The following is a 24,656-nucleotide window of genomic DNA, read 5'->3' as shown; positions in this document are numbered from 1 at the left end:
GTGGACGCGGGACGGGGGCCATGCCGGAGACCCGCATGAGCGTACGTAACCTTCGACAACTGTTCGCCCCCAAGTCCGTGGCGCTGGTAGGCGCCTCGCAGCGTCCCGGCAGCGTGGGCGCCACGCTGCTGCACAATTTGCGCGAAAGCGGCTTCAAGGGACAGCTGTATCCGGTCAATCCGAAGTACGACGAACTCGACGGCCTGCAAGTCTGGAGCGACGTCGCCGACCTGCCGGCGGCGCCGGAACTGGCCGTCATCTGCACGCCGCCCCCGACGATACCCGGCATCGTGCGCACGCTGGGCGCGATGGGGACGCGCGCGGCCATCGTGATGAGCGCCGGACTGTCGACGGCGCGCGACGTGCGCGGCCGCAGCCTGAAGCAGGCCACGCTGGACGCCGCCCATCCCTATTTGCTGCGCATCCTGGGGCCCAACAGTTCCGGCCTGCTGGCGCCGTCGATCGGCCTGAACGCCAGCATCGCCGCAGGCGGCGCCGCCTCGGGCCGGATCGCCTTCGTGTCCGAGTCGGGCGCCATGATGACGGGGGTGCTCGACTGGGCACGCATGCGCGGCATCGGCTTTTCCAGCTTCGTGTCCCTGGGCGAGTCGGGCGACGTCGACTTCGGCGACGTGCTCGACTACCTGGCCAGCGATCCCGGCACGGCCGCGATCCTGCTGCACGTGGAGAGCGTGCGCTATGCCCGCAAGTTCCTGTCGGCGGCGCGCGCGGCGGCGCGCAGCAAGCCGACCGTCGTGCTCAAGGCCGGCCGTTCTCTGGAAGGGGCGGCGGTGGGCGCCTGCCTGTCCGGCGTGCTGGCGGCGCCGGACGACGTCTACGACGCCGCGATCCGCCGCGCCGGCATGCTGCGCGTGACCACCACCGAGCAGCTGTTCGCCGCCGTCGAGACGCTGGCGCGCGCCAAGCCCTTGTACGGCGAACGCCTGGCGATCCTGTGCAACGGCGCCGGGCCGGTGGTCCTCGCCGCGGACGCCTTGCAGGCGGGCGGCGGCCAGGCCGCCGAGCTGGACGAGGCCACGGTGGCGCGCCTGCGCGATGTGGTGCCCGAGTGGCGCGGCAGCGGCCCGCTGAACCTGCGCGGCGACGCCCCGCCGGAACGCTACCGCGAGGTGGTCGAGCTGCTGCTGCGCGACCCGCGCGTGGACGCCGTGCTGGTGATCCACGCGCCCAACGCCGTCGTCGATCCTGCCGACGTGGCGCGCGCCGTGGCGCCGCTCGCGCAGGCATCGTCGCGCAACGTGCTCGCCTGCTGGCTGGGCGGGCAGTCCGTGAGCAGCGCGCGCCTCATCGCCGCGGAGGCCGGCATGCCGTCGTACCGCACGCCCGAGGATGCCGTCAACGGCTTCCTGCAGATCGTCCATTACCGCCACAACCAGCAATTGCTGATGGAAGTCCCGGGCTCCTTCGGCGGCGACGAGCCGGACCGCGAGCGGGCGCGCCGCCTCGTGCGCGCGGCGCTGGACAAGGGCCGCTACCTGCTGGCCGATCCGGACACCAAGGAGATCCTGTCCGCCTACGGCATTCCCGTGGTGCCGACGCGCTCCGCCGCCACGCCGGAGGACGCGGTCCTTGCCGCCGCCGACATCGGCTTTCCCGTCGCCGTCAAGATCCTGTCGCCGGACGTGGCGCAGAAGAGCGACGTGGGCGGCGTCACCCTCGACCTCGATACGCCGGAAGCCGTGCGCGCCGCGGCCGAGCGCATGCGCCGCCGCCTGGCCGAGCTGCGCCCGGACGCGCGCCTGGACGGCTTCATCGTGCAGGCGATGGCGCGTAACCCGCAGGCCCACGAACTGATCGCGGGCGCCGCCACCGATCCCGTGTTCGGTCCCGTGATCCTGTTCGGCCAGGGCGGCCTGGCGGTCGAGGTGGTGGCCGACTATGCGGTGGCGCTGCCGCCGCTGAACATGGTGCTGGCGCGCGACCTGGTGCGGCGCACCCGCATCGCGCGCCAGTTGAAGGGCTACCGCAACCACCCCGCCGCCGACATGGACGCCGTGCTCGCCGTGCTGGTGCAGGTGGCGCGCCTGGTGGCGGAGATTCCCGAGATCGTCGAGCTGGACATCAATCCGCTGCTCGCGCACAGCGGCGGGGCCGTGGTGCTGGACGCGCGCATGCGCATCGCCATGGCCGACCGCTCGGGCAGCACGCTGGACCGGCTGGCGATCCGACCCTATCCGGCCGAGCTGGAGGAAACGATCCCCTGGCAGGGCGGCGAGCTGCTGCTGCGGCCGATCCGGCCGGAAGACGGCCCGGCCCACGTCGCCTTCTTCAACGCGCTCACGCCGGACGACGTGCGCTACCGCATGTTCGTGCGCGTGCGCGAGCTGCAGCCGGCGCAGCTGGCAAGGTTCACGCAGATCGACTACGACCGCGAGATGGCCTTCATCGCCACCCGCCCCACGGCCGACGGCACGCCGGAGACGCTGGGCGTGGGCCGCGTGGTCGCGGACCCGGACAATATGAGCGCGGAATTCGCCGTCACCGTGCGCTCCGACCTGAAGGGCAAGGGGCTGGGCATCCTGTTGATGAACAAGCTGATCGCCTATTGCCGCGCGCGCGGCACGCGCGAGATCGTCGGCGAGGCGCTGCCGCAGAACGCGCCCGTGATCGGTCTCGTGAAGAAGCTGGGCTTCACGGTGGGGCCGGTGGACGAGGAAGAGGGCGTGCGCAAGTTCTGGCTGCCGCTCCGGTGAACCGTGATCTTTCTTGCATCGTTTGTGCATTGGCGAACGGAAGCGGCCCCGCGGCTGCGGCATGCTGGAACCGTCAACCAAGCATATGCAAAGGAGAGAATCATGGGCAAGTATTTCATCGCATGGCTGCTGGGCGTTCCCGCTTTCGTCCTGGTGCTGTTCTACCTGTTCTTCCACTGATCCACGATGGCGCGGTCACGCGGCTCCGATCAACGGGCTGCGCGGACCGCTTGCTGTCCGGCTGAAGGCGCCCACGGCGCATCCGTGAGCGTGCGCAGGAAGGCCACGATGGCGTCGATCTCGGCGTCGTCGAGGGCCGGCCGCATTCCCTTCACCCGGTTGTAGGGCAGCGTGGCAACGTTGACGTTGCCGCGATGGCGTCTGGGCACGTCGTCGAATGATTGTCCTCCCTTGTACCAGCGCTCCGGCGTGACCGACCGCGTTGCATAGAACGCGACGGCGTCGCGCAAGTCGTCGAAGATCCCGTTGTGCATCAGGCGTTCGCGCACCGCGACGTTGCGCAGGCTCGGCGTGCGGAAGTAGCCGCAGTACTGGCCGCTGTCCGGCCAGCCCTTGGCGGCGGCGACCTTGCATAGCCCCGTGTCGAAATAGTTCGGGTCCGCGTTGGCCGGAATCGCGCGGTTGCGCGGCAGGCCGGCGGCGTCGAAGCCGAAATCGGTGAACAGCGAGCGGGCCGGATTGGACGAGGTCTCGTTGAACTTGTGGCAGCTCGCGCAATTGCCCTTGTCCGGGTCCTTGAACAACTTCAGGCCGCGCAGTTCCTGCGCCGTCAATGTCTCCTTGCCCCGCACCCAGTCGTCGTAGCGCGACGAGAAGGGCGCCATCTCGGGACTCTGGAAAAAACTTTCCAGTGCGCTGCCCAGCGCCGCGAAGGCGGCGCCATCGGTGTCGAACACGCGCGCGCCGAACTCGCGCCGGAAGGCGTCGGCATAGGGCGCCGCGGCCAGCTTGCGGCGCACCTGGGCGGCGCTGGCGTTGTGCATCTCGCGCGGGTCGAGCAGGGGATGGCGCGCCAGTTCCGCGACCGTGTCCACGCGTCCATCCGCGAACAGGCCGCCGAACGGGATCGGCGCCAGGGCATCGTCGTCCTGGTAGAAGAACAGGCGCGGGATGTAGGCCACGTACAGCGCGGACGGCGTGTTGCGGATGCCGACCAGGCCGGGCCGGCTGCCCAGCGCCACGCCGAGGCGCGAGCCGTGGTTGCCGGAAAAGGCCTGGCGCGGATCGTGGCAGCTGGCGCAGCTGGTACCCGCGGGCTCGGACAGGCGCGGGTCGAAGAACACCTGGCGGCCCAGTGCGACACGCGCCGGGGCCGGCGTGAACGGCCCCGCGACCTCGGGCATGGAGGCACGCTGCGGCGTGGCGCCGATGCGCGCGACCTCGACGGGCGACGCCGCAGTCCCAGCCGACGCGGCGGCGCAGGCCGCGAGAAGCGCAGCGCCGGCGGCGCCTGTGAACCTAGCCAGCAAGGAAGCCCGCCTTGTCGCAGCGGATCTTGTTGAGCGACTGCGCGCAGGTCGCCATCAGCTTGCCGGCCTTGGTGTACGCCTTGAAGGTCCAGCTGGTGCCGCTGCGCTCCATCGTCATGAAGCCGAACGTCACGCTGTGCGTGATGCGCTCGACGGAGACGCCGGGCGCCGGACCCAGGTTGGCGGGGAACGGATCGGGCAGGGCGACGTCGAGGTTGTCGCCGCCGTTCCCGCTGACGAAGGTGGCGGGGTGGTTCGAGCTGAAATTGATGGCCTGGAAGTCGTGCACGTGGCCGTGCAGCGCCAGCGACACGCCGGGCGGATAGTAGGCGGCCGGGTTGACCTGTGCGGCCACCGACAGCAGCGCGGCATTGCCGCCGGCGGGCGGGCCGCCCGCGATCGGCGCGAAGCCCAGGATCGGGTGGTGGTTGACGAACAGGCTCGTCGTCTTGGCTTTCGCGGCCAGCTTGGCCGCGGTGCCGAAGTCCTTCTGGTAGGCGATGAATTGCGGGTCCGTCGCGGACAGTGCCGCCTTGCCGGTGCGCGCCGAGTCGAACACGATGAACTGGGTGTCGCCGCCGACGGGAACGGCGTAGGGCGTCGTGTAGTTGGCGCCGGCATCGTTAGCGGGGTCGTCGCAGCTGCGCGCGGCGCTGTAGGCCTGCGTGTCGAGGAGGCGGAACCAGCCCTGGCCCGCGCGGGCGCATTCCTCGTGGTTGCCGCGCACGACGACCCACGGCGCGGCCGCGAGCAGCGGCGCGGCCGGCTTGAACAGGTCCGCTTCCCAGGTATCCCAGCCATAGCCCCACGGACTGTCCTTGCAGCCGCCGATGTCGGACGGGCAGGCGTTCTCGCGGTAGTGGTAGTCGCCGATGTGCAGCACGAGATCCGGCTTCATGGCCGCCGCGGTGGCGGCGATCTGCGCCAGCGGCCAGGCCTCGGCGTCGTTGCAGCTCTGGAAGGCGTTATCCGCCTTCTTCAGGCGGCAGCCGGTATCGGCCAGAATCAGGATCCGCTGCGGGTCGGCCTTCGGCAGGGGCAGGAGCTTGTCGCCGACCTGGGCGACCTTGGCGCCGGACGGCAATGCCGCTTCGCACGTCGTCAGGGGGAATGCCGACGGCTTCGAATCGGCCGGGCTGCTGGCCGTCGTGCGCAGGGCCGCGGTACCGGCCGCGGCGCGCACGGTCATGCGGGTCGAGTTGCCGTCCACGGTGACGTAGGGGCAGCTGGGGTAATCGGTGGCGACGCGCGCGATCGGCTTGCCGCCGTCGCCCAGTACCACCCAGGCATACTTGACGTGCTGGTCGCGGCTTGCTTCGTCGTTGGTGGTGCTGCAGCCGGCGAGCAGCGCGCCGGATAGGCACAGCAGCCTGGCCGCAAGAAGGCGGGGGCGCTTGGAGCGGGTCATCGGTGATCCTCGTTTTTATGAAGTGGCAACACGATAAGCACCGAATATGACCTCGGCGTGACACCGGCGTGAAGTTGCCGATATTGAACAATTGAAGCCGGAAAGTAACGCGTGGTCATTTTTGCCACAAAACCGCTAGAGTGGCCCCATGCCGGATTTTTACATGTCATTTACCGGGCGCTCGTTGCGCGGCTGCAGGAGGTAGGCCCGATGCTGCCGACCGAGCCGCTGCCCCTGCTCATCCTCATCCCGTTCATCGGCGCCTTCGTCGCGGCCAGCTGTCCGCCCGGCTCGCGCACGCGGCCCGCGCTGGTTGCGACAGCAACCGCGCTCGCCGGCCTCGTCGTCGCCATTGCCCAGTTCCGCCGCATCGAAGGGGGAGAGGTGCTCGACACGCGCTTCACCTGGCTGCCGCAATACGGCCTCGACCTGGTCTGGCGCATGGACGGCCTGGCCTGGCTGTTCACGATCATGGTGCTGGGCATCGGCGTGCTGGTGATGATCTATGCGCGCTACTACATGTCGCGGCGCGACCCCGTGGCGCGCTTCTTCGCCTACATGCTGGCCTTCATGGGCGCGATGCTGGGCGTGGTCCTGTCCGGCAACCTGATCCAGATGGTGATGTTCTGGGAACTGACCAGCCTTGCGTCCTTCCTGCTGATCGGCTACTGGACGGAGCGCAACGACGCCCGCCGCGGCGCGCGCATGGCGTTCACCGTGACGACCAGCGGTGGCCTGTGCCTGCTGGCCGGCGTGCTGATCCTGGGCCACATCGCTGGCAGCTACGAACTCGACGAGGTGCTGGCGGCCGGCGACGCGATCCGCGCGCACCCGCTGTACCTGCCTGCCCTGGTGCTGGTGGCGCTGGGCGCGCTGACCAAGAGCGCGCAATTCCCCTTCCACTTCTGGCTGCCGCACGCGATGGCGGCGCCCACGCCCGTCTCGGCCTACCTGCACTCGGCCACGATGGTGAAGGCCGGCGTGTTCCTGCTGATGCGCCTGTCGCCGGCGCTGTCCGGCACCCACGAATGGACGTGGATCGTGGGCGGCGCCGGCGTGTGCACGCTGCTGCTCGGGTCCTTCTACGCGATCTTCCAGAACGACATGAAGGGCCTGCTCGCCTACTCGACCATCAGCCACCTGGGCCTGATCGTCGTGCTGCTGGGGATCGGCAATCCGCTGTCCGTCGTGGCGGCGATCTTCCATACGATGAACCACGCCGTGTTCAAGGCCTCGCTGTTCATGGCCGTCGGCATCATCGACCACGAGACCAGTTCGCGCGACATGCGCGTGCTGCGCGGCCTGCGCCGGGCGATGCCGATCACGGCGGCGCTGGCGATCGTCGCCAGCGCCGCCATGGCCGGGGTGCCGCTGCTGAACGGCTTCCTGTCGAAGGAGATGTTCTTTTCCGAGGCCGCGCTGGTCGGCGGCGACGAGGACTGGTCGATGGCGGTGGCGGCCACGCTGATGGGCATCTTCAGCGTCGCCTATTCGCTGCGCTTCATCAGCGTGTTCTTCGGGCCGCTGAAATGCGACCTCGAAGACCCGCCGAACGAGCCGCCGCACTGGATGCGCTTTCCCGTGGAATTCCTCGTCGTCGTGTGCGTCGCCGTCGGCGTGGTGCCGCACCTGGCCGTGGGCGCCGTGCTGGCCGTGGCGGCGCGCGCCGTGCTGGGCAGCCGCATGCCGGAATACGACCTGGCGATCTGGCACGGCTTCAACCTGCCGCTGGCGATGAGCTTCGTGGCGCTGGGCGGCGGCTGCCTGTTCTACATCTGGCTGCGGCGCCGCGCCAACCTGCGCGAACGGAGCGACGTTCCCGTCCTGCACCGCATCAAGGGGGCGCAAGCCTACGAGAACGTGATGTCGGCGCTGGGCCTGGCGGCCGAGCGGCTGATGCGCCATGCTGCCACGCGCCGCCTGCAGCCGCAATTCCTCGCCATCGCCGTGCTGCTGGTGGCGGTGCCGCTGCTGCTGGCCGACCCGTTGCCGGCGCTGGCCATGCCGGACCTGGATGGCTTCGACCCCGCGTTCGCCCTGCTGTGGGCGATCGGCGCCACCTGCGCCGTGGCCGCCGCCTGGAAGGCCAAGTACCACCGCATGGCGGCGCTGGTGATGGTGGGCGGCACCGGCATCGTCGTCAGCATCACCTTCCTGTGGCTGTCGGCGCCCGACCTGGCGCTCACGCAGCTGATGGTGGAGACGGTGACCACGGTGCTGATCCTGCTGGGCCTGCGCTGGCTGCCGCCGCGCAAGCGTCCTGCCGAACTGCTGCCGCACGCGCCGCCCCGCACCTGGTGGCGGCGCGGCCGCGACGCGACGATCGCGCTGGCCGGTGGGCTAGGGCTGGCGGCGGTCAGCTGGGTCGTGCTGGCGCGCGCGCCGGGCGCCCCCATCAGCGACTTCTACGTGCTGCGCGCGCTATCGGAGGGGGGCGGCGCCAACGTGGTGAACGTGCTGCTGGTCGATTTCCGCGGCTTCGACACGATGGGCGAGATCACGGTGCTGGGCGCCGTCGCGCTCACGGTCTATGCGCTGCTGCGCCGCTTCCGTCCCGCGCCCGAGAGCGTCGCCATTCCGGTCCAGCAGGCCAACGACGTGGATCCCGCCGTGGCCCAGCCGCCGGGCGAGCAGGCCGCCGGCGGCTACCTGATGGTGCAGGCGGTGTACGTGCGTTTCCTGCTGCCCGTGATGGGCGTCATCGCGCTGTACTTCTTCATGCGCGGCCACAACCTGCCGGGCGGCGGCTTTGTCGCGGGCCTGATCTTTTCCACCGCGCTGATCGCGCAATACATGGTGGCCGGCACCGACTGGGTCGAGGCGCACCTGCGCCTGCGTCCGCACCGCTGGATCGCCGGCGGCCTGGCCACGGCCGTGCTGACGGGCGCGGGCGCCTGGCTGCTGGGCTACCCGTTCCTGACCAGCCACACGGCGCACCTGTCGCTGCCCGTGCTGGGCGAGCTGCACGTGCCGAGCGCCTTCTTCTTCGACGTCGGCGTGTTCCTCGTCGTCGTCGGCGCCACCATGCTGATCCTGGTGGCGCTCGCGCACCAGTCGCTGCGCAGCCACCGCATGCCCATGCCCGCGCGCGCCGTGGTGCCGGAAGCGCTGCCGCCATCCAAGGAGATCAAGTGATGGAAATCGTGATCGCGCTGGCCATCGGCATCGTGTTCGGCTCCGGCATCTGGCTGGTGCTGCGCCCGCGCAGCTTCCAGGTGCTGATCGGGCTGATGCTGATGTCGTACGCCGTGAACCTGTTCATCTTCATTATGGGCCGGCTGTGGGTCGACCGCGCGCCGCTCACGCCGGCCGGCAGCGTGCCCGATCCCAAGCTGCTGGCCGATCCGCTGCCGCAGGCGCTGGTGCTGACCGCCATCGTGATCGGCTTCGCCACCACGGCCTTGTACCTGGTGGTGATGATCGCCGCGCGCGGCCTCACGGGCACGGACCACGTCGACGGCAGGGAGCCGGAAGCATGACGCAGCCCTGGATCCAGCACATCCTGCTCGTGCCGATCCTGCTGCCGCTGCTGTGCGGGGCGGCGCTGGCGCCGCTGACCCAGGGCTGGCACCGGCTGAAGTTCGCGCTGAGTTACGCGTCGGTGCTGGGCCTGCTGGCGACCAGCCTCGTCCTCGTCGCGATGACGGACGGCGGCTACTGGGCCGACGGCATCGGCGTCTACCTGGCCGCCAACTGGGCGGCGCCGTTCGGGATCGCCCTCGTGGCCGACCGCCTGGCCGCCCTCATGCTGCTGCTGACGGCGCTGCTGGCGCTGGCCTCGCTGCACTTCGCCAAGCTGCGCTGGGGCCGCATCGGCGTGCATTTCCACACGCTGTTCCAGTTCCTCGTCATGGGCATCGACGGCGCCTTCCTCACCCACGACCTGTTCAACCTGTTCGTCTTCTTCGAGGTGATGCTGGCCGCGTCCTACGGCCTGGTGCTGCACGGCTACAACGCCGAGCGCCTGCGCGCCAGCATGCAGTACGTGGCCGTGAACCTGGCCGCGTCCTCGCTGTTCCTGCTCGGGACCGCGTTGATCTATGCGACGGCGGGCACCTTGAACATGGCCGACCTGGCCGCGCGCATGGCCGCCATGCCGGCCGCGGACGCCGGCCTGCTGCAGATCGGCGCGGCCGTGCTGGCGCTGGCCTTCCTGATCAAGAGCGCCATGTGGCCGCTGGGCTTCTGGCTGCCCACGACCTACGCGGCGGCCGCGCCGCCGGCCGCCGCCATGCTGGTGCTGATGACCAAGGTCGGTGCCTACGCGATCCTGCGCCTGTGGCTCCTGCTGTTCCCGGCGGGCGCCGGCGCGGCAGCCGGTTTCGGCTACGACGCGCTGCTGGCCGGCGGCATGGCCACCATCGTGTTCGGCGCCGCCGGCATGCTGTCGACCGACAGCGCGGGCCGCATGGCCGGCTACGGCGCGACGGTGTCGTCCGGCACGCTGCTGGCCGTCATCGGCTACGGCCAGCCTTCGCTGGTGGCGGCCGGCCTGTACTACCTCGTCGGCTCGACGCTGGCGATCGCCGCCTTCCTGCTGCTGATCGAACTGATCGACCGCATCCGCACGCCGCGCGCCGCCATCCTCGCCGTGACGATGGAGGCGTGGGCCGTCGAGGATTCGCCGATCGACCCGGTCGGGCGCGGGGTGCCGGCCGCGATGGCCTTCCTGGCGCTGTCCTTCGCCGCCTGCGCGCTGATGATCGCGGGCCTGCCGCCGCTGTCCGGCTTCGTCGCCAAGTTCGGCATGTTCCACGCACTGCTCAACCCCGATCCCGGACAGGCCATCCGCCCATCCGGCTGGATCCTGATGGCGCTGGTGATCCTGTCCGGCCTCGTCGCGCTGGTTTCCATGCTGCGCTTCGGCGTGCGCACGTTCTGGGCCGGCGGCAACGCCGTGCCGCCGCGCCTGCACCGCTCGGAAGTGGTACCCGTGCTGTTCCTGCTGGCCCTGTCCGTGTTCATGACGGTGCAGGCCGGGCCGATCCTCGGCTACCTGGGACGGGCCAACGACGGCATCCACCGGCCGCAGGACTATATCGAACGCGTGCTGCATGCGGCACCGGTGGCGGGCGCCGCCGCCGTGGCAAACGGCGGGGAGGGCGCATGAGCACCTGGCTGCCGTATCCGGTCGTCTCGCTGGGCCTGTGCGCGCTGTGGCTGCTGCTGAACCAGCGCGTCGATCCCGGCCACCTGCTGCTCGGCGCGCTGGTGGGCATCGCGGGACCGCTGCTGGGACGCCGGCTGCAGCCGCGCGGCTACCCGCGCCTGCGCGCGCCGGCGGCGCTGGTCCGGCTGCTGGCCATGGCCACGGTCGAAGTGCTGCGCTCCTGCTTCAACGTCTGCCGCATCATCCTGTTCGCCGATTACGCCAAGGTCAATTCCAGCTTCATCCGGGTGCCCTTGACGCTGCGCGACCCGTACGGCCTGGCCCTGCTTTCGTGCCTGATCAACCTGACGCCGGGCACCGTGTGGGTCGAGATCCTGCCGGACAGCCACGAGCTCGTGCTGCACGTGTTCGACCTGCAGGACGAGCGGTTCTGGATCGACACCATCCAGCAACGCTACGAACAACCCTTGCTCGACATCTTTACGACGGAGGCCGATCGTGCCGACCTTGCTTGAATATGCCCTGGACTATGCGCTGGCCTGCGTGATCGGCGCCATGCTGCTGTGTACCGTGCGCCTGCTGCGCGGCCCGTCCGCGCACGACCGCGTGCTCGCGCTGGACACCCTGTGGATGACGGGGATGGTGCTGGCCCTGGTGCTGGGCATCCGCTCCGGCACCCAGCTGTATTTCGAGGCCGCGATGCTGATCGCCCTGGTCGGCTTCGTCTCCACCGTCGCCATGGCCAAGTTCCTGATGCGCGGGGAGATCATCGAATGAACGCGCTGCACGCGATTCCCGACTGGGCCGCCGCCGTCGTCGCCTTGCTGCTCGTGCTGGGCGCGACCATCGTGCTCATCGGCGCCCTGGGCCTGCTGCGCCTGCGCACCTTCTACCAGCGCATGCACGGCCCCGCGATCACGATCACGCTTGGCACGGGCAGCATCCTGCTGGCGTCGGTCGTGTACTTCACGGCGGCCCAGGCGCGCCCCGTCGTGCACGAGGCGATCATCGCCGCCTTCGTGATGGCGACGGCGCCCGTGGTGTCGATGATGATCATGCGCGCGGCCGTGTACCGCGACCTGCGCGCCGGCAGGGGAGAGTCCGGCGCGACGGCGGGCAAGGTGTACCGGCTGCCGGCCGGGGAGTAACACTCAGGGAGCAGCTACCGGCGCGGCGGCATGCGCGCCGCCCAGGTAGTAATCCAGCGCCTTGCGCACGATGGGCGCGGCGATCGTGCCGCCGGACCCGCCGTTCTCGACGACGACCGCGATCGCGATGCGTGGCTTGTCGGCCGGGGCGAACGCGGTGAACAGGCCGTTGTCGCGCAGGTGCTCCGGCGTCATCGCCTTGTTGTACTTGGCGCCGTTCAGGCCCACGACCTGGGCCGTGCCCGTCTTGCCGCCCACCGTGTAGGCGGCGGTATGGAAGGCCTGGTAGCCGGTGCCGCCCGGGACCGATGTCACGCCGACCATGGCGCGCTTGACGACGTCGATGTTTTCCTGCTTGAGCGGGACGCGCCCCGACGCCTGCGGCACGGTGGCGATGCGCTTGTGCGTGGCCGCGTCCTCGACCATCTTGACGAGGTGCGGCTTCATGATCACGCCGTCGTTGGCGAGCGTGGCCACGGCGTGCGCCAGCTGCAGCATCGTGTAGTTGTTGAAGCCCTGGCCGATCGACACGGAGACCGTGTCGCCGCCGACCCAGCGGCCGGCCGCGCGGTTGCGGCGGAAGCGTTCGCGCTTCCATTCCTGCGAGGGCAGCACGCCCGTCTTTTCGTGTTCGAGGTCGATGCCGGTCGGCTGGCCGAAGCCGAACTGCTTCATGAAGCCGCTGATGGCGTCGATGCCCATCTCGGTGCCCAGCTGGTAATAATAGGTGTCGCAGGAGACGACGATCGACTTGAACATGTCCACGTCGCCGTGGCCGCCGGGACGGTCGTCGTTGGTGCGGTGTCCGCCCAGCATGAAGAAGCCGGGGTCGTGGATCGTCTGGCCGGGCGTGCGCTTGCCCAGCTCCAGGGCCGCGAGCGCCATGAAAGGCTTGAAGGTGGAGCCGGGCGGGTAGGTGCCGGACAGCGGGCGGTTCAGCAGCGGCTTGGCGGCCGAGGTATTCAAGGCGTTCCAGCTCTGCACGTCGATGCCGTCGACGAACAGGTTGGGGTCGAAGCCGGGACGCGAGACGTAGGCCAGCACGTCGCCCGTGGCCGGCTCGATCGCCACCAGCGCGCCGCGCATGTCGCCGAACGCGTCCTCGACCACTTTCTGCAGGCCCGTGTCGATCGACAGGATCAGGTTGCTGCCCGGCGTGGGGGCGCGCCGCGCGAGCGTGCGGATCGCCCGTCCCGTCGCCGCGCGCTCGACTTCCTCGTAGCCCGTGCGACCGTGCAGCACGTCCTCGTAGCTCTTTTCCAGGCCTTCCTTGCCGATGTGGTCGGTGCCGTTGTAGTTGGCCGCGTCGCCCCCGGCGTCGATCGCTTCCGCCTCCTTGCGGTTGATGCGGCCGATGTAGCCCAGCACATGCGATGCCGTCTCGCCCAGCGGGTACTGGCGCAGCAGGCGCGCCTGCACGTCCACGCCGGGAAAACGGAAGCGTTCGGCGGCGAACCGGGCCACTTCCTCGTCGCTCAGGCGGGTGCGGATCGGGATGCTGGCGAAACGCGGGGACTCGCCCATCACGTGCATGAAACGGCGCCGGTCCCTGCGGTCGATCGCGACCAGCTTGGCCAGCTCGTCGATCACGGAATCGGGGTTCGCCTCCAGCTTCGACGGGGTGATCTCGAGGGTATAGGCCGAGTCGTTGGCGGCCATGACGACGCCGTTGCGGTCCAGGATCAGGCCGCGCGTCGGCACCACCGGTAGCAGGGCGATGCGGTTGTCCTCGGCCTGGGCCATGTACTGGTCGTGCTTGAGGACCTGCAGCCAGATCCAGCGCGCCACCAGCAGCGCGAAGCAGAGGAACATGAAGGCGGCGAGGGCGCCGATGCGCGTGCGGAACGAGCGGATGGTCCGCTCGCTGTCGGGGAGGTCGGTCATTCGGAAAGGCGCCGCGGGAAGCCTGCCCGCCGGCGGCGGGCAAAACTTCGATTATAGGGACACGTTATCCGAATGGAAATACTTACATAGGGAGAAGCCGCAGGGCAGGCGCTCCACCGCCCACCCGACGGCTTCACTGCGCCCAGTAATCGAGCACCAGGGCGCGCTGCACGCAGTCGCCGAGCGTGCCGACGAAGGCCTGGTGGGCCGGGTGCACGAGGTAGGCGTCGCGGTCCTCGGCGGACGCGAACGTCAGCGTGAAGCAGTGGGTGAAGCCGTCGTTCATGTTTTCCGGACTGACGTTGGTGCCCCATTCGTAGCCGGCGATCTGGGGGATGGCCTGGCGCAGGGCGCCGAGGCCGGCGACGAGGGCGTCGATGCGCGCGGGCGTCGTGCCTTCCTTGAACGAGAACATCACGATATGGCGCAGGGTGGCGGCGGTGGCGGTAGTAGCAGCGGTCATGGCGGCAAAGGATGAGTGATCGGGACGCCATCTTACGGCAGCCGCGCAATTCTTGCTGGCCGCCGGCCCGCGCGCCGCGGCAGGGTCAGGTCCGGCGGAAGCGCACGTCTTCCTGCACCACCCTGGCATCGGCCTGGGCGCGCCGTTCGTCCTTGTTCTTCTTGGGCTTCTTCGGCTTCTTGACGACCTGGCCGCCCGCGTTCGTCTGCGGCACCCGGTGTTCTGCCTCGAAGCCGGCTTCTTCCTTGCGCTGCAGGGTCTGGCCCGTGAGCGCCTCGATGGCGGCCAGTTGCTGCACCTCGTCGGCGCACACCAGCGACACCGCCTCGCCCGACGCGCCTGCGCGGCCCGTGCGGCCCGTGCGGTGCACGTAGTCCTCGGCGACGATCGGCAGGTCGACGTTGACGACGACGGGCAGTTCGTCGATGTCCAGGCCGCGCGCGGCGACGTCGGTGGCCACCAGCACGCGCACCTCGCCCGCCTTGAAGCGCTCCAGCGCGCGCAGGCGCGCCGGCTGCGGCTTGTCGCCGTGGATCGAGTCGGCGCCGATTCCTTGCGCGGCCAGCAGGTCGACCAGCTGGTCCACGCCTTTCCTCGTCTTGACGAAGGCCAGCACCTGGCTCCAGCCGTGGCGTTTCAACAGGTGCAGGAACAGGTCCGGCTTGCGCTTTTTATCGGTCGTGACGATCCACTGGCGGATCGCCTTGGCGGTGGTGTTGCGCGGCGCCGTCTCGATGTCGACGGGGTCGTGCAGCAGCCTGGCGGCCAGTTCCCGGATCGGGTCGGAGAAGGTGGCCGAAAACAGCAGCGTCTGGCGGCGCTTGGGGAGCAGCGCCAGCAGCTTGTCGATGTCGCGCGAGAAACCCAGGTCGAGCATGCGGTCGGCCTCGTCCAGCACCAGCGCCTGCACCTGGTTGAATTTCACCGCGTTCTGGCGCTGCAGGTCGAGCAGGCGGCCCGGCGTGGCCACCAGCACGTCGACGCCCTTGCGCAGGCGCATCATCTGCGGATTGATGCTGACGCCGCCGTAGGCGACCATCGTGCGCAGGGGCAGGCCGTCGCCATAGGCGCGCACGCTCTCGTGCACTTGCTCGGCCAGCTCGCGCGTGGGCACCAGCACGAGCGCGCGCACGGCATTGCTGCCGACCTGGGCACCGTCCTGCACGAGGCGCTGCAGCAGGGGCAGGGCGAAGCCGGCCGTCTTGCCGGTGCCCGTCTGGGCGGCGGCCATGACGTCGCGTCCGGCCAGCACGGCGGGAATCGCCTGGGCCTGGATGGGCGTGGGCTGGGTGTATTCGAGCGAGGCGAGGGTGCGGACGATCTGGTCGATCAGGCCGAGCGAGGCAAACGACATGGGTGGATGTGGACTGTGCAAAAGCGACAGTGTACCGCGTCAACGTCCCGAGACGCCAGGCGAGCGTCGGCGGCGGCAGGCGCCGTGCCGCCGCGCATCTCGGCCGCCGCGAACCCGGCCGCCGGCCCGATCATGCCGTTTGCTGGACGGCCGGCGTCTGCGCCACGGTTGGCTTGACGGGTTCGCGCCTGTCCTGGCACGCCGTCAGCAGCAGGCAGGCCCCGAGCAGCAGGGGCCAGGCGAAGCGGTGCTTGTTCATAGGATGTCCTCCCGAGAGCCGTGGAACCATGCTAGCGCAGGCGTGGCGCGGGCGGCGCGCAGCAGGACGGCAAGCGCACGGTCCTTGCGCGAACGCGTCGGCATTCCACCTGCGGCTTACGCCTTGGCCGCTTGTTCCGCGCCCACGGGGACGGGACGGTGGTCGCCTTCGCCGCGCGCGCCGATGACGGCGTTGAAGGCGCGCGGGGCCACCCGCATCAGGACGCGGTACAGCGCGACGAGGACGGCGATGGTCAGCACGGGCCCGGCGAACCAGAAGGCTTCGTAGGGCAGGCCGGGCAGCAGGGCGCGGTGGCCCAGGTAGACGAGCTCGAGGAGCGGGGCATGGCCTACGAAGACGAAGAAGCTGTACTTGCTCATCCGCAGTGCCCAATCCCAGGCGGCACCGCCCTGCAGCAGCGACACGGCCGGCCAGATCAGGAACGGCGCCGTGTAGACGAGGAAGGTATTGTCGTCGATGCGGAACAGCATCGGCGCGGCGCACAGCAGGCACAGCAGGACGAGGGCCGGCAGCGCATGGCGGTCGGCGGCACGCAGGTCGCGGCCCGCCAGCGCCAGCCAGCCGCCGAGGTAGAACACGACGGCGCTGCTGTCGCGGCGCAGCAGGAAGCCGTCGAAGCCGCAGCCGAACACGAGGGCCACGGCCAGCAGCCCCACGATGGGCCGGCGCCGCAGGAACCAGCCGAACAGGGGCGCCAGCGCGATCAGGACGATCAGGTCGCGCAGGAAGTACAACGGATAGTTGAAGGGCACGGCCTTGATGCCGAACAGCGCATTGACCCAGTCGCGCGCCTCGACGCCGACCAGGTTGCGCATGTAGACGAAGCCCGTCTGGTACTGGACGGCGGCCCCCAGCAGCGCCAGCAGCACGTTGAACACGAGGAAGGGCACGGCGATGGTCTTGAACTTCTTGCGGTACAGCTTCGCCGGCACGAGGTCCAGGCCAGCGCGGAACAGCAGGAAGCCGGCGATCAGCGACAGCATCGGCACCGTGCCGCGGAACAGGCCGAGCTGGAAAAAGCCGGAGACATAGTCGAACCAGGTCGAGCCCATCATGCTGGGTCGGTCGAGCTGGCCCGGCACGTGCACGAACACGATGCCGAAGATGAGCAGGGGCCGCAGCACGGCGATGCGTTGCGCGATATGGCTGTCGAGTTTCATCCGCTTGTTCCGGGAAATTGATCAGGAGCACATGCTGCAATGCATGATCTCACCGATCTTAGCGCCGACTCCTACAACGGCTGCGCACGCTACCCCTGGGATACGAATAATGAACGTGGGAACTCAACAATTGCATCACTCGTAACAAGATTCCCGACTGTGTAAGGATGTGTTGCAGCGTACCGAAAGCGAAGATTCCATGCGGTAAACTTGGATCATTCCTACAAGAGAGAGTTCGCCATGAAAACCTTCGTCCTTGGTATGGCACTGTGCGCCGCCGTCTTCCCCGCGCTGGCCCAGACCAATGTCAGCGTCAGCATCGGCCAGCCCGGCTTCTACGGCCGCATCGACCTCGGCGACTTCGCCGGCCGTCCCGTGCTGTACGGCCCCCAGCCCGTGATCGTCACGCGCGGCCCGCGGTACATCGCGGAGCCTGTCTACCTGCGCGTGCCGGTCGAGCACCGCCGCCACTGGCACCGCTGGTGCGGCCGCTACGGCGCCTGCGGCCGCCCGGTGTATTTCGTGCGCGACGAGTGGTACCGCAACACCTATGTGCCGCGCTGGCACGAGCACCATGGCCGCCGCCCCGATTTCCGCGGTCCGCCGCCCCGTCCTCCCGTCTATGTGGTGGACCGCGGCCACGGTCCCGGCCACTGGCATCACGACCGTGGCCGCCATGAAGGTTGGGATCGCGGCCATGGCCATGATCGCGGCCACGGACCGGACCACGGTCGTGGTCCCGACCGCGGCCACGACGACCGCGGCCATGGGCGCGGCCACGACCGTTGACCCTGTTGTTGTTTCCATTCGGTAACGGGGCAAAGCCCACCGTTTCGGCCGCTACGTAGTAAACTCCCTTCGTCAGCCTGTCGCCGCACGTCGCGGCGGCAGGCGTTTGCATTATCGAAGGAGAAAAGTTTGCAAAGTGAAATCGTGATCGTGGGTGGCGGGGCCGGTGGGCTGGAGCTGGCCTGCAAGCTGGGGCAGAAGCTGGGACCCGGCAAGGTGATGCTGGTCGACAGCCGCCTCTACCACATCTGGAAACCCTCGCTGCACGAAGTGGCGGCCGGTACCCTGGACATTCACCAGGAAGGCCTGTCCTACCAGATGCTGGCCCACGACCGCGGCTTCACCTTCGTCTACGGCGCCATGACCGCGCTGGACGCCGGCGCGCACCAGCTGACGGTGGCGCCGGTGGCCGCCGCCGATGGCGAGGAAGTGCTCCCGGAACGGAGAATCGGCTACAAGTCGCTCGTGATCGCCGTGGGCAGCACCTCCAATTACTTCGGCGTGCCGGGCGCGCGCGAGCACACGATTTCGCTGAACGCCACCGAGGATGCCGAGCGCTTCCGCCTGCGCCTGCTGCGCCTGCTGGCCCAGGCCGAGCAGGACCGCGAGGACGGCGCCAGCCGCAGCGGCCTGGACATCGTCATCATCGGCGGCGGCGCCACCGGCGTCGAGCTGGCGGCTGAGCTGCGCGAAGCGTCGGGCGTCTATGCCGCCTACGGCTTCAACCGCCTGCAGGTGCAGCGCGACGTGCGCATCACGCTGCTGGAAGGGGCGCCGCGCATCCTGGCGCCCTTGCCGGAGCGCGTCTCGGGCGCCGCCACGCGCCTCCTGGATCAGCGCGCCATCAAGGTTGTGCCCGACTGCCGCGTCGCCGCGATCGCCACGGACCACGTCACCGACAGCAACGGCAATGTCTACCCGGCCGACCTGTGCGTCTGGGCCGCGGGCATCCGCGCGCCGGAATTCCTCGGCACGCTGGGCTTGCCGACGACCAAGGGCGGCCAGCTCGAGGTCGACGGCCACCTGCGCGTGAACGGCGTGCCCGACGTGTATGCGCTCGGCGATTGCGCCGCGTGCATGGACGGCAACGGCAAGCCGGTCCCGCCGCGCGCCCAGGCCGCGCACCAGCAGGCCGACTACCTGCTCAAGACCTTCATGAACATGGCGTCGGGCTACCCGCCGCAGAAGCATCCCTATGTGTACCGCGACTACGGTTCGCTCGTCTCGATCGGCCACCAGACCACCGTCGGCAGCCTGATGGGTTCGCTGCGCGGCGCCAGCTGGTTCGTGGAAGGGTTCATGGCGCGCATCATGTACCTGAGCCTGCACCTGCTGCACCACAAGGCGGTGCTGGGCACGATGCGCACGGGCTTGATGGCGTTCGGGCGCTTCCTGATCCGCAGGACGACGCCGCTGGTCAAGCTGCACTGAGCGGGTAGAAAACGTAGCAATACCTCGTCGTTCCCGCCTGCGCGGGAAGTCGTTTCCGGCAATGCCGGGAACGACGTTGTTTTTTGTTTGCCGGGTGTTAATCCGCCTGCTTCGGCAGCACCAGCGTCAACGCCGTGCCCTTGCCGTCCGGCCCGGCGCCCAGTGTCAGGGTGCCGCCGAGCAGGCGTGCCCGTTCGCGCAGCAGGCGCAGGCCATGGCCGCTGGAGGAGGTGGCGTCCGCGCCCGGGCCGGCGCCGTTGTCGCGTACGGTCAGCATCGCTTGGTCGCCGTCGTCGTCGAGGATCACGTCGACCTCGCTCGCCTGGGCATGCGCGAGCACGTTGCGCAAGCCTTCCTCGGCGCAGCGCAGCAGCGCGACACCCTGCGGGCGGGAATACTCCGGATCCTCGTCGGGCAGGCTGGCGCGTGCCTTGATGCCGTGCTCGCGGCCCCAGTCGCCCACCAGTTCGGCAATCGCCGCCTTCGGGCCGAGGAACTCCAGCTTGTCGTTCCACAGCTGCAACTGCATCTTGCGGTTGGTCTCGATGACGTTGTTCAGTAACTGCTTCATCTGCGCGGCGCGATCGCGCTGCGGCTGCTCCTGCAGGTGCTGGGACAGGAGACCGAGGTGCATGGTGAGCGCCGTCATCGACGAGCCGAGACTGTCGTGCAGGCGGCGCGCAAGCAGACGGCGCTCCTCGTCCCAACTGGCCGTCAGGTGGCCCAGGAGTTCGGTCAGTTCCGCGACGCGGGCCGCGGACGCGTCCTGCCCGGGGGCGGCTTGTTCAGATGCTGGAACTTTCATGAAGGCAACCAATTTATGTTTCCTTGGATGATACAACAGCTTGCCCCGTGGTGGCGCGCAGGAATGGACTGTGTGTTGCCGTACCGTCGGCAACGTTGTTTTGCGCGACGCTGGAGGCTCCATCAGCCCCACACTGAAAGGGAATTACCATGACTACGAAGCAAACCGCAAGCGGCCGCAAGTCGGCCGACACGATGCCCGGCGTCCAGGACGCGATCGCCATGCTGACCGAGGAACACCGCGAGGTGTCCGACATGTTCGAGCAGTTCGAGCAGCTGGGCGACCGCGCCAAGGTCGCCAAGGCCAAGCTGGTCGAGAAGATCTGTACCGCGCTGATCGTCCACACGGCCATCGAGGAAGAAATCTTCTATCCGGCCGTGCGCGAAGCGCTGAAGGACGGCGAGGACATGGTCGACGAGGCCGTGGTCGAGCACGCCTCGGCGAAGGACCTGATCCGCCAGCTGCAGGAGATGAACCCGGACGAGGACCTGTACGACGCCAAGGTCAAGGTGCTGGGCGAGCAGATCGACCACCACGTCGAGGAAGAAGAGAAGGAAATGTTCCCGAAAGCGCGCAAGTCCGGCCTCGACCTGAACGAGCTGGGCGCCGAAATGGCGCAGCGCAAGCAGGAACTGCTGGCGACGATGTAACGTGCCTCAGCCGGCCGCGGCCGGCTGGTCCACCTTGGCCGCAGCCGGCGCCACGGCGGCGTCGGCCAGTCGCTCGAGCAGGGCGTTCAGCTCCACCGGTTTCACCAGGTGCAGGTCGAAGCCCGCTTCCAGCACGCGCCGCTGGTCCTCGGCCAGGCCGTAGCCCGTGAGGGCGATCAGGTGGATGTCGCGCGTCGCCGCGTCCTGGCGCAGGCGGCGCGCCACCTCGTAGCCGTCGATGCCGGGCAGGCCGATGTCGACCAGGGCCACGTCCGGCCGCCGCGCCAGCGCGGTGGCCACGCCTTCGACCCCGTCGCGCGCCTGCAGCACGGGATAGCCGAACGAGGACAGCATGGTCGCCATCATCTCGCGGCCGTCGTCGTTGTCCTCGATGAGCAGGATCGTCGGCTTGCCGGCTTCGTCGGCGCCGCCGGGCGCCGGCGTTTCCACGCCGGCCACCGCCTCCGTGCGCGGCAGGCGGATCTCGAACGTGCTGCCGTTGCTGGTGCCCGCGCTGCTGGCGCTCACGCTGCCGCCGTGCAATTCCACCAGGCGCCGCACGAGCGACAGGCCGATACCCAGTCCGCCCTGCGAACGGTCGATCGAGATCGCGCCCTGCACGAAGATGTCGAACACATGCGGCAGCAGGTCGGGGGCGATGCCCACGCCGGAATCGCGCACGCGCAGCACCACCTCGTCGGCCTCCAGCGCGACCGTGATCTCGATATTGCCGCCGGCCGGCGTGTACTTCAGCGCATTGTCGATCAGGTTCGAGGCGATCTGCTCCAGGCGGGTGGCGTCGCCGTCGACCCAGCCCGGCGCCAGGCGCGTCTCGATGTCGTAGCCGGCCATGCGGCCGGTGGCGCGGAAGGTGTCCAGGCAGCTCGACACGAGGGCGGCAAGGTCCAGGCGCTTGCGCGACAGCAGGATCTTGCCGGACATGGCACGCGACAGATCGAGCAGGTCGTCGACGATGCGCGACAGGTGCTGGCTCTGGCGCTGGATGATGAGGCGGGCGCGCGCCAGCGATTCCGGCGCCGCGCCGGGCATGCCCAGCAGCGAGGCGGCGCTGCTGATCGCCGACAGCGGATTGCGCAGTTCATGGCCCAGCATCGCCAGGAACTCATCCTTGGCGCTGCTCTTGCGTTCGGCCGCGCGGCGCTCTTCCATCTCGCGCACGAGGCGCTGGTTGGTCGCGGTCAGTTCGGTGGCATGTTGCGACAGCTTCTCGGCCTGGCGCTTGAGCTGCTCGTTCTTGGTCGCCAGCGTCACGAACACCTGCACCTTGGCGCGCAGCACCTGCGGGATCACGGGGGTGAACAGGAAGTCGGCGGCGCCGCGCTGGTAGGCCTTGAGGCGGTCGATCTCGTCGGCCAGGAAGGCGGTGACGAAGATGATCGGGATGTCGGCCGAACGGGGGCGCTGGTGGATCGCCTCGGCCGTCTCGAAGCCGTCCATGCCGGGCATGTTCACGTCGAGCAGGATGACGGCGAAATCGTGGCGCAGGACCTGGCGCAAGGCGTCCTGGCCCGAGCGTGCCGACAGCACCTCGTAGTTGCTTTCGTCAGCCCATTGCTCCAGCAAGCTGGTCAGCGCAAGCAGGCTGGCGGCGTCGTCATTAACGACGAGAATCTTCGGTTTCGAGAAGTCGGACACGGCGTTTCGAGCAGGGCGTCGGATACACGTATGCGCAATCTCCCTAGATTAGCAGAGGCTGCTGTTTTGCAAATGAATTGTTAAGAACTGTTGCAATTAGTCATGATACCACGCCCTCATCAATACACGAAACCAATCGTGCGGCCGGTGCCTGCAAGGCGCAAGCGCATGGTACGGTGTCGCACATACGTGCCATTTCGACCATGCGATACTCGAATCGTGTCTGGTTCAACCGTGTCAATGGAAGACAGGCGCCAATTTGAAAGGACAGACATGAATATTCAGATCATCGTAAACGACAACTACCACGATAAATGCTTCCGCGAGCTCGTCAATGAGCCGGTGAGCGCGCTGCGCGGCGTGACGCCGCAGCAGGCCGATGCACTGCGCGAAGCCTTCGGCATCTCCACGATCGGCGAGCTGGCCGAACTGAAGCTGGTCAAGTGGGCCCGCGCCATCCGCACCATGGCCACGGCCGAATCGGAGCCGCGCGAGTCGGTGGCGAAGGAAAGCCTGATCGACGACGCCGTCGAAATGACCTTCCCCGCCAGCGACCCGGTGGCCATCGAGTCGAGCATCACCCGCATCGAGGTGCCGCCGGACAAGGTGGATGCCAGCTCGGACCACCAGGCGGCGACCTCGATCGAGGCGAACAACGAACAGGCCCTGGGCGAGCGCGCCCTGGGCCCGGGCGGGGAGAAGAAGGCCGGCGTCGCCTGAACCGGGTTTTCTTCGCTGCCTGCATCGCGGCGCGGCCGGGTTCGGTCGCGCCGCGATGCTTTCGTTGGCTCCATCGATCGCCGTGCCGTGCCGCCGCCGTGTGTTTCACGCGCCCCGGGCGCGATGTGCATTGCTTGCCGCTTTCGCTGTCGACCGTTTATCCTTGTTGCAAATTTTTACAAGGATTTACCGTAACGTGCGCGAAAAATGTTGCACGGCGACATACAATCTCGCCACGATGACCGTTTCGGGAGCATGAGCGCGCTCCGGGAACTTCCGCGATAACCTGGAATCGGAACAGGACATGACTTTTTCGAGTGAGCAAACGGTGAATTTCGATGCCTGGCAGGGCCCGTCCCGCGCGCGCGCCGCCACCTTGCCCGATGGGTTCGACGACGCGGCTTTCGACGACGCGGCGTGCGATGGTGCGCGCCGTGCCGGCGATGCCCCGGCGCCGCTGGTCGACGCGCGCCTGTTGCAACGTGCCGACAAGATCCTGTTCATCGCCCACCTGGCGCTGGGCGACTATACCTACCTGCAAGCCTGCTTCCGCGCATTCGCCGCGGCCTATCCGCACCTGAAGGTCCACCTCTGGGTCGACGAGCGGCGCCGCACCGCCAAGGCGTCGGAATGGGAGCACCTGCGCAAGTATGCCTTGTACGACTGGCTGGCCGAGTGCCCCCATTTCGACAAGGTCTACAACGAAACCTACAGTCCGGCGCTGTACCGGCGCTCGCTGCACGAGGCGCAGGCCGAGGATTATCCGATCGTCGTCACGCTGACCACGCTCGAGCGCCATCGTTATGCCGTAATGGCCCGCAAGATCAGTCCGCGCGGCTTCATCGTCGGCCAGAAGAAGCCAGTCCGCCGCTACGATCTTCCCAAGCATCTGTGCTACCGCAAACTCGACGCCGCCATTCTCGCTTACACGTCGTCCAGCAATTCCGAACGGCACATCAGCGAGATCTATGCCGGCTGGTTCGCCCAGATGTTCGGGATGCGGATCGCGCCGGAGGCACTGTTCCCGGTGCTGGAGATCCCGCGCCAATGGACCGACTGGGCGCGCGAGCAATGCGTCGCCTGGGGCATGGGACGCGCTGGCGGGGCGGACGGCAAGCTGGTCTTCCTGAACGCTTTTTCCAAGTCGATCGAGCGCAGCTGGCCGCTGGAGCGCGTGATCGAACTGGTCCGCGCGATGCAGGCGCGTCCCGGCTGGCGCGATGCGGGATTCATCGTGAACGTCGTGCCCGAGGAGCTGGCGCGGGCGCGGGCGCTGTTTGCCGGCGCCGGGCTCACCCGCACGCAATTGTTCAGTGCCGAAGACAATTTCTTCCAACTGCCCGCGATCCTGCGCGAATGCGACCTGGTCGTGTCGGTCGAAACGGCCGTGATGCACCTGGCCAATGCCGTGCACGTGCCCGTGATCGCCCTCATGCGCCAGAAGAATCCCGAGTGGACGCCGATCGACCGCGTCAACAGCACCGTCATTACGGTCAAGAAGCGCGAAGACTGGGTCGACAAGATCGGTGTCGACGAGGTGATGGCCGTGCTGGCGTAGATACCGTCTTGCCTGTCAAGCTGCGAAAGCGTAATT

Annotated in this window: 22 protein-coding genes; 13 read left to right on the top strand and 9 right to left on the bottom strand. The window is 68.5% G+C overall.

Annotated features, from left to right (window positions below):
• The first annotated feature begins 35 nt into the window (after positions 1-35).
• Both QPK32_RS21220 and QPK32_RS21215 read left to right on the top strand, forming a co-directional pair.
• Positions 36-2,714 (top strand): bifunctional acetate--CoA ligase family protein/GNAT family N-acetyltransferase, encoded by a 2,679-nt coding sequence (locus tag QPK32_RS21220; protein WP_290414791.1) that lies wholly within the window; start codon positions 36-38, stop codon positions 2,712-2,714.
• A gap of 3 nt (positions 2,715-2,717) precedes the next feature.
• Positions 2,718-2,894: a hypothetical protein gene (locus QPK32_RS21215; protein WP_290414790.1), complete on the top strand. Its 177-nt coding sequence runs from the start codon at positions 2,718-2,720 to the stop codon at positions 2,892-2,894.
• Positions 2,895-2,923: 29 nt separating this feature from the next.
• On the opposite strand, the gene QPK32_RS21210 is transcribed toward QPK32_RS21215, so the two are convergent.
• Together QPK32_RS21210 and QPK32_RS21205 are read right to left on the bottom strand one after the other, a co-directional pair.
• Positions 2,924-4,204 carry a cytochrome-c peroxidase gene (locus QPK32_RS21210; RefSeq protein WP_290414789.1) on the bottom strand — a complete coding sequence of 427 codons (1,281 nt, stop codon included), beginning with the start codon at positions 4,202-4,204 and terminating at the stop codon, positions 2,924-2,926.
• Positions 4,194-5,612: a metallophosphoesterase gene (locus QPK32_RS21205; RefSeq protein ID WP_290414788.1), complete on the bottom strand. Its 1,419-nt coding sequence runs from the start codon at positions 5,610-5,612 to the stop codon at positions 4,194-4,196. Before QPK32_RS21205 ends, QPK32_RS21210 begins: the two co-directional genes overlap by 11 nt.
• Positions 5,613-5,822: 210 nt before the next feature.
• Here QPK32_RS21205 and QPK32_RS21200 point away from each other — a divergent pair, with 210 nt between their 5' ends.
• The 6 genes from QPK32_RS21200 to mnhG are packed head-to-tail and all read left to right on the top strand — an operon-like array spanning position 5,823 to position 11,870.
• Positions 5,823-8,747, top strand: a complete 2,925-nt coding sequence (locus QPK32_RS21200) for a monovalent cation/H+ antiporter subunit A (protein WP_290414787.1) — start codon at positions 5,823-5,825, stop codon at positions 8,745-8,747.
• Positions 8,747-9,091, top strand: a complete 345-nt coding sequence (locus tag QPK32_RS21195) for a Na+/H+ antiporter subunit C (protein ID WP_290414786.1) — start codon at positions 8,747-8,749, stop codon at positions 9,089-9,091. The genes QPK32_RS21200 and QPK32_RS21195 overlap by 1 nt, the downstream gene beginning before the upstream one ends.
• Complete coding sequence (locus QPK32_RS21190; protein ID WP_290414785.1) at positions 9,088-10,722, top strand: monovalent cation/H+ antiporter subunit D; 1,635 nt, start codon at positions 9,088-9,090, stop codon at positions 10,720-10,722. The genes QPK32_RS21195 and QPK32_RS21190 overlap by 4 nt, the downstream gene beginning before the upstream one ends.
• Entirely contained in the window at positions 10,719-11,237 is a 519-nt protein-coding gene (locus tag QPK32_RS21185) for a Na+/H+ antiporter subunit E (RefSeq protein ID WP_290414784.1), read from the top strand. Before QPK32_RS21190 ends, QPK32_RS21185 begins: the two co-directional genes overlap by 4 nt.
• Complete coding sequence (locus QPK32_RS21180; protein WP_290414783.1) at positions 11,221-11,499, top strand: K+/H+ antiporter subunit F; 279 nt, start codon at positions 11,221-11,223, stop codon at positions 11,497-11,499. The genes QPK32_RS21185 and QPK32_RS21180 overlap by 17 nt, the downstream gene beginning before the upstream one ends.
• Positions 11,496-11,870: a monovalent cation/H(+) antiporter subunit G gene (gene mnhG, locus QPK32_RS21175; protein ID WP_290414782.1), complete on the top strand. Its 375-nt coding sequence runs from the start codon at positions 11,496-11,498 to the stop codon at positions 11,868-11,870. Before QPK32_RS21180 ends, mnhG begins: the two co-directional genes overlap by 4 nt.
• Positions 11,871-11,873: 3 nt before the next feature.
• On the opposite strand, the gene mrdA is transcribed toward mnhG, so the two are convergent.
• From mrdA to QPK32_RS21150, 5 genes are all read right to left on the bottom strand, one after another.
• Positions 11,874-13,754 carry a penicillin-binding protein 2 gene (gene mrdA / locus QPK32_RS21170; RefSeq protein ID WP_290414781.1) on the bottom strand — a complete coding sequence of 627 codons (1,881 nt, stop codon included), beginning with the start codon at positions 13,752-13,754 and terminating at the stop codon, positions 11,874-11,876.
• 133 nt (positions 13,755-13,887) lie between these two features.
• Positions 13,888-14,217, bottom strand: coding sequence for a Dabb family protein (locus QPK32_RS21165; protein ID WP_290414780.1), 330 nt, complete (start codon positions 14,215-14,217; stop codon positions 13,888-13,890).
• An 85-nt stretch (positions 14,218-14,302) separates the two neighbouring features.
• Positions 14,303-15,571: a DEAD/DEAH box helicase gene (locus QPK32_RS21160; RefSeq protein WP_290414779.1), complete on the bottom strand. Its 1,269-nt coding sequence runs from the start codon at positions 15,569-15,571 to the stop codon at positions 14,303-14,305.
• A 130-nt stretch (positions 15,572-15,701) separates the two neighbouring features.
• Positions 15,702-15,830: a hypothetical protein gene (locus QPK32_RS21155; RefSeq protein ID WP_290414778.1), complete on the bottom strand. Its 129-nt coding sequence runs from the start codon at positions 15,828-15,830 to the stop codon at positions 15,702-15,704.
• A 116-nt stretch (positions 15,831-15,946) separates the two neighbouring features.
• Complete coding sequence (locus tag QPK32_RS21150; RefSeq protein ID WP_290414777.1) at positions 15,947-17,011, bottom strand: acyltransferase; 1,065 nt, start codon at positions 17,009-17,011, stop codon at positions 15,947-15,949.
• Between the two features lie 240 nt (positions 17,012-17,251).
• Here QPK32_RS21150 and QPK32_RS21145 point away from each other — a divergent pair, with 240 nt between their 5' ends.
• Both QPK32_RS21145 and QPK32_RS21140 read left to right on the top strand, forming a co-directional pair.
• Positions 17,252-17,800 carry a hypothetical protein gene (locus QPK32_RS21145; protein WP_290414776.1) on the top strand — a complete coding sequence of 183 codons (549 nt, stop codon included), beginning with the start codon at positions 17,252-17,254 and terminating at the stop codon, positions 17,798-17,800.
• Positions 17,801-17,929: 129 nt separating this feature from the next.
• The gene (locus QPK32_RS21140; protein WP_290414775.1) at positions 17,930-19,231 is read left to right on the top strand and encodes an NAD(P)/FAD-dependent oxidoreductase; all 1,302 of its coding nucleotides are present in this window, start codon (positions 17,930-17,932) and stop codon (positions 19,229-19,231) included.
• A 97-nt stretch (positions 19,232-19,328) separates the two neighbouring features.
• Here QPK32_RS21140 and QPK32_RS21135 read toward each other — a convergent pair whose 3' ends face one another.
• Positions 19,329-20,036: a sensor histidine kinase gene (locus tag QPK32_RS21135; RefSeq protein WP_290414774.1), complete on the bottom strand. Its 708-nt coding sequence runs from the start codon at positions 20,034-20,036 to the stop codon at positions 19,329-19,331.
• 149 nt (positions 20,037-20,185) lie between these two features.
• Here QPK32_RS21135 and QPK32_RS21130 point away from each other — a divergent pair, with 149 nt between their 5' ends.
• Positions 20,186-20,686, top strand: coding sequence for a hemerythrin domain-containing protein (locus QPK32_RS21130; RefSeq protein ID WP_290414773.1), 501 nt, complete (start codon positions 20,186-20,188; stop codon positions 20,684-20,686).
• Between the two features lie 6 nt (positions 20,687-20,692).
• Here the strand turns inward: QPK32_RS21130 and QPK32_RS26745 are convergent, their stop codons facing one another.
• Positions 20,693-22,342, bottom strand: coding sequence for a response regulator (locus QPK32_RS26745; protein ID WP_290414772.1), 1,650 nt, complete (start codon positions 22,340-22,342; stop codon positions 20,693-20,695).
• Positions 22,343-22,615: 273 nt separating this feature from the next.
• Here QPK32_RS26745 and QPK32_RS21120 point away from each other — a divergent pair, with 273 nt between their 5' ends.
• Both QPK32_RS21120 and QPK32_RS21115 read left to right on the top strand, forming a co-directional pair.
• Positions 22,616-23,062 (top strand): hypothetical protein, encoded by a 447-nt coding sequence (locus QPK32_RS21120; RefSeq protein WP_290414771.1) that lies wholly within the window; start codon positions 22,616-22,618, stop codon positions 23,060-23,062.
• A gap of 304 nt (positions 23,063-23,366) precedes the next feature.
• Positions 23,367-24,620: a glycosyltransferase family 9 protein gene (locus tag QPK32_RS21115; RefSeq protein ID WP_290414770.1), complete on the top strand. Its 1,254-nt coding sequence runs from the start codon at positions 23,367-23,369 to the stop codon at positions 24,618-24,620.
• The last annotated feature ends 36 nt before the right edge of the window (positions 24,621-24,656 follow it).

The organism is Massilia sp. YIM B02763, from assembly GCF_030412015.1.
Lineage (GTDB): Bacteria > Pseudomonadota > Gammaproteobacteria > Burkholderiales > Burkholderiaceae_D > Telluria.
This window is presented reverse-complemented; position numbering and strand designations above follow the sequence as displayed.

Bases quoted from the DNA above. Each gene is read 5' to 3' on its own strand.
- mnhG (WP_290414782.1), top strand. From the start codon at position 11,496: ATGAACGCGCTGCACGCGATTCCCGACTGGGCCGCCGCCGTCGTCGCC.
- QPK32_RS21220 (WP_290414791.1), top strand. From the start codon at position 36: ATGAGCGTACGTAACCTTCGACAACTGTTCGCCCCCAAGTCCGTGGCG.
- QPK32_RS21190 (WP_290414785.1), top strand. From the start codon at position 9,088: ATGACGCAGCCCTGGATCCAGCACATCCTGCTCGTGCCGATCCTGCTG.
- QPK32_RS21165 (WP_290414780.1), bottom strand. From the start codon at position 14,217: ATGACCGCTGCTACTACCGCCACCGCCGCCACCCTGCGCCATATCGTG.
- QPK32_RS21135 (WP_290414774.1), bottom strand. From the start codon at position 20,036: ATGAAAGTTCCAGCATCTGAACAAGCCGCCCCCGGGCAGGACGCGTCC.
- QPK32_RS21145 (WP_290414776.1), top strand. From the start codon at position 17,252: ATGAAAACCTTCGTCCTTGGTATGGCACTGTGCGCCGCCGTCTTCCCC.
- QPK32_RS21160 (WP_290414779.1), bottom strand. From the start codon at position 15,571: ATGTCGTTTGCCTCGCTCGGCCTGATCGACCAGATCGTCCGCACCCTC.
- QPK32_RS21115 (WP_290414770.1), top strand. From the start codon at position 23,367: ATGACTTTTTCGAGTGAGCAAACGGTGAATTTCGATGCCTGGCAGGGC.
- QPK32_RS21185 (WP_290414784.1), top strand. From the start codon at position 10,719: ATGAGCACCTGGCTGCCGTATCCGGTCGTCTCGCTGGGCCTGTGCGCG.
- QPK32_RS21205 (WP_290414788.1), bottom strand. From the start codon at position 5,612: ATGACCCGCTCCAAGCGCCCCCGCCTTCTTGCGGCCAGGCTGCTGTGC.
- mrdA (WP_290414781.1), bottom strand. From the start codon at position 13,754: ATGACCGACCTCCCCGACAGCGAGCGGACCATCCGCTCGTTCCGCACG.
- QPK32_RS21130 (WP_290414773.1), top strand. From the start codon at position 20,186: ATGACTACGAAGCAAACCGCAAGCGGCCGCAAGTCGGCCGACACGATG.
- QPK32_RS21195 (WP_290414786.1), top strand. From the start codon at position 8,747: ATGGAAATCGTGATCGCGCTGGCCATCGGCATCGTGTTCGGCTCCGGC.
- QPK32_RS21120 (WP_290414771.1), top strand. From the start codon at position 22,616: ATGAATATTCAGATCATCGTAAACGACAACTACCACGATAAATGCTTC.
- QPK32_RS21200 (WP_290414787.1), top strand. From the start codon at position 5,823: ATGCTGCCGACCGAGCCGCTGCCCCTGCTCATCCTCATCCCGTTCATC.
- QPK32_RS21150 (WP_290414777.1), bottom strand. From the start codon at position 17,011: ATGAAACTCGACAGCCATATCGCGCAACGCATCGCCGTGCTGCGGCCC.
- QPK32_RS21155 (WP_290414778.1), bottom strand. From the start codon at position 15,830: ATGAACAAGCACCGCTTCGCCTGGCCCCTGCTGCTCGGGGCCTGCCTG.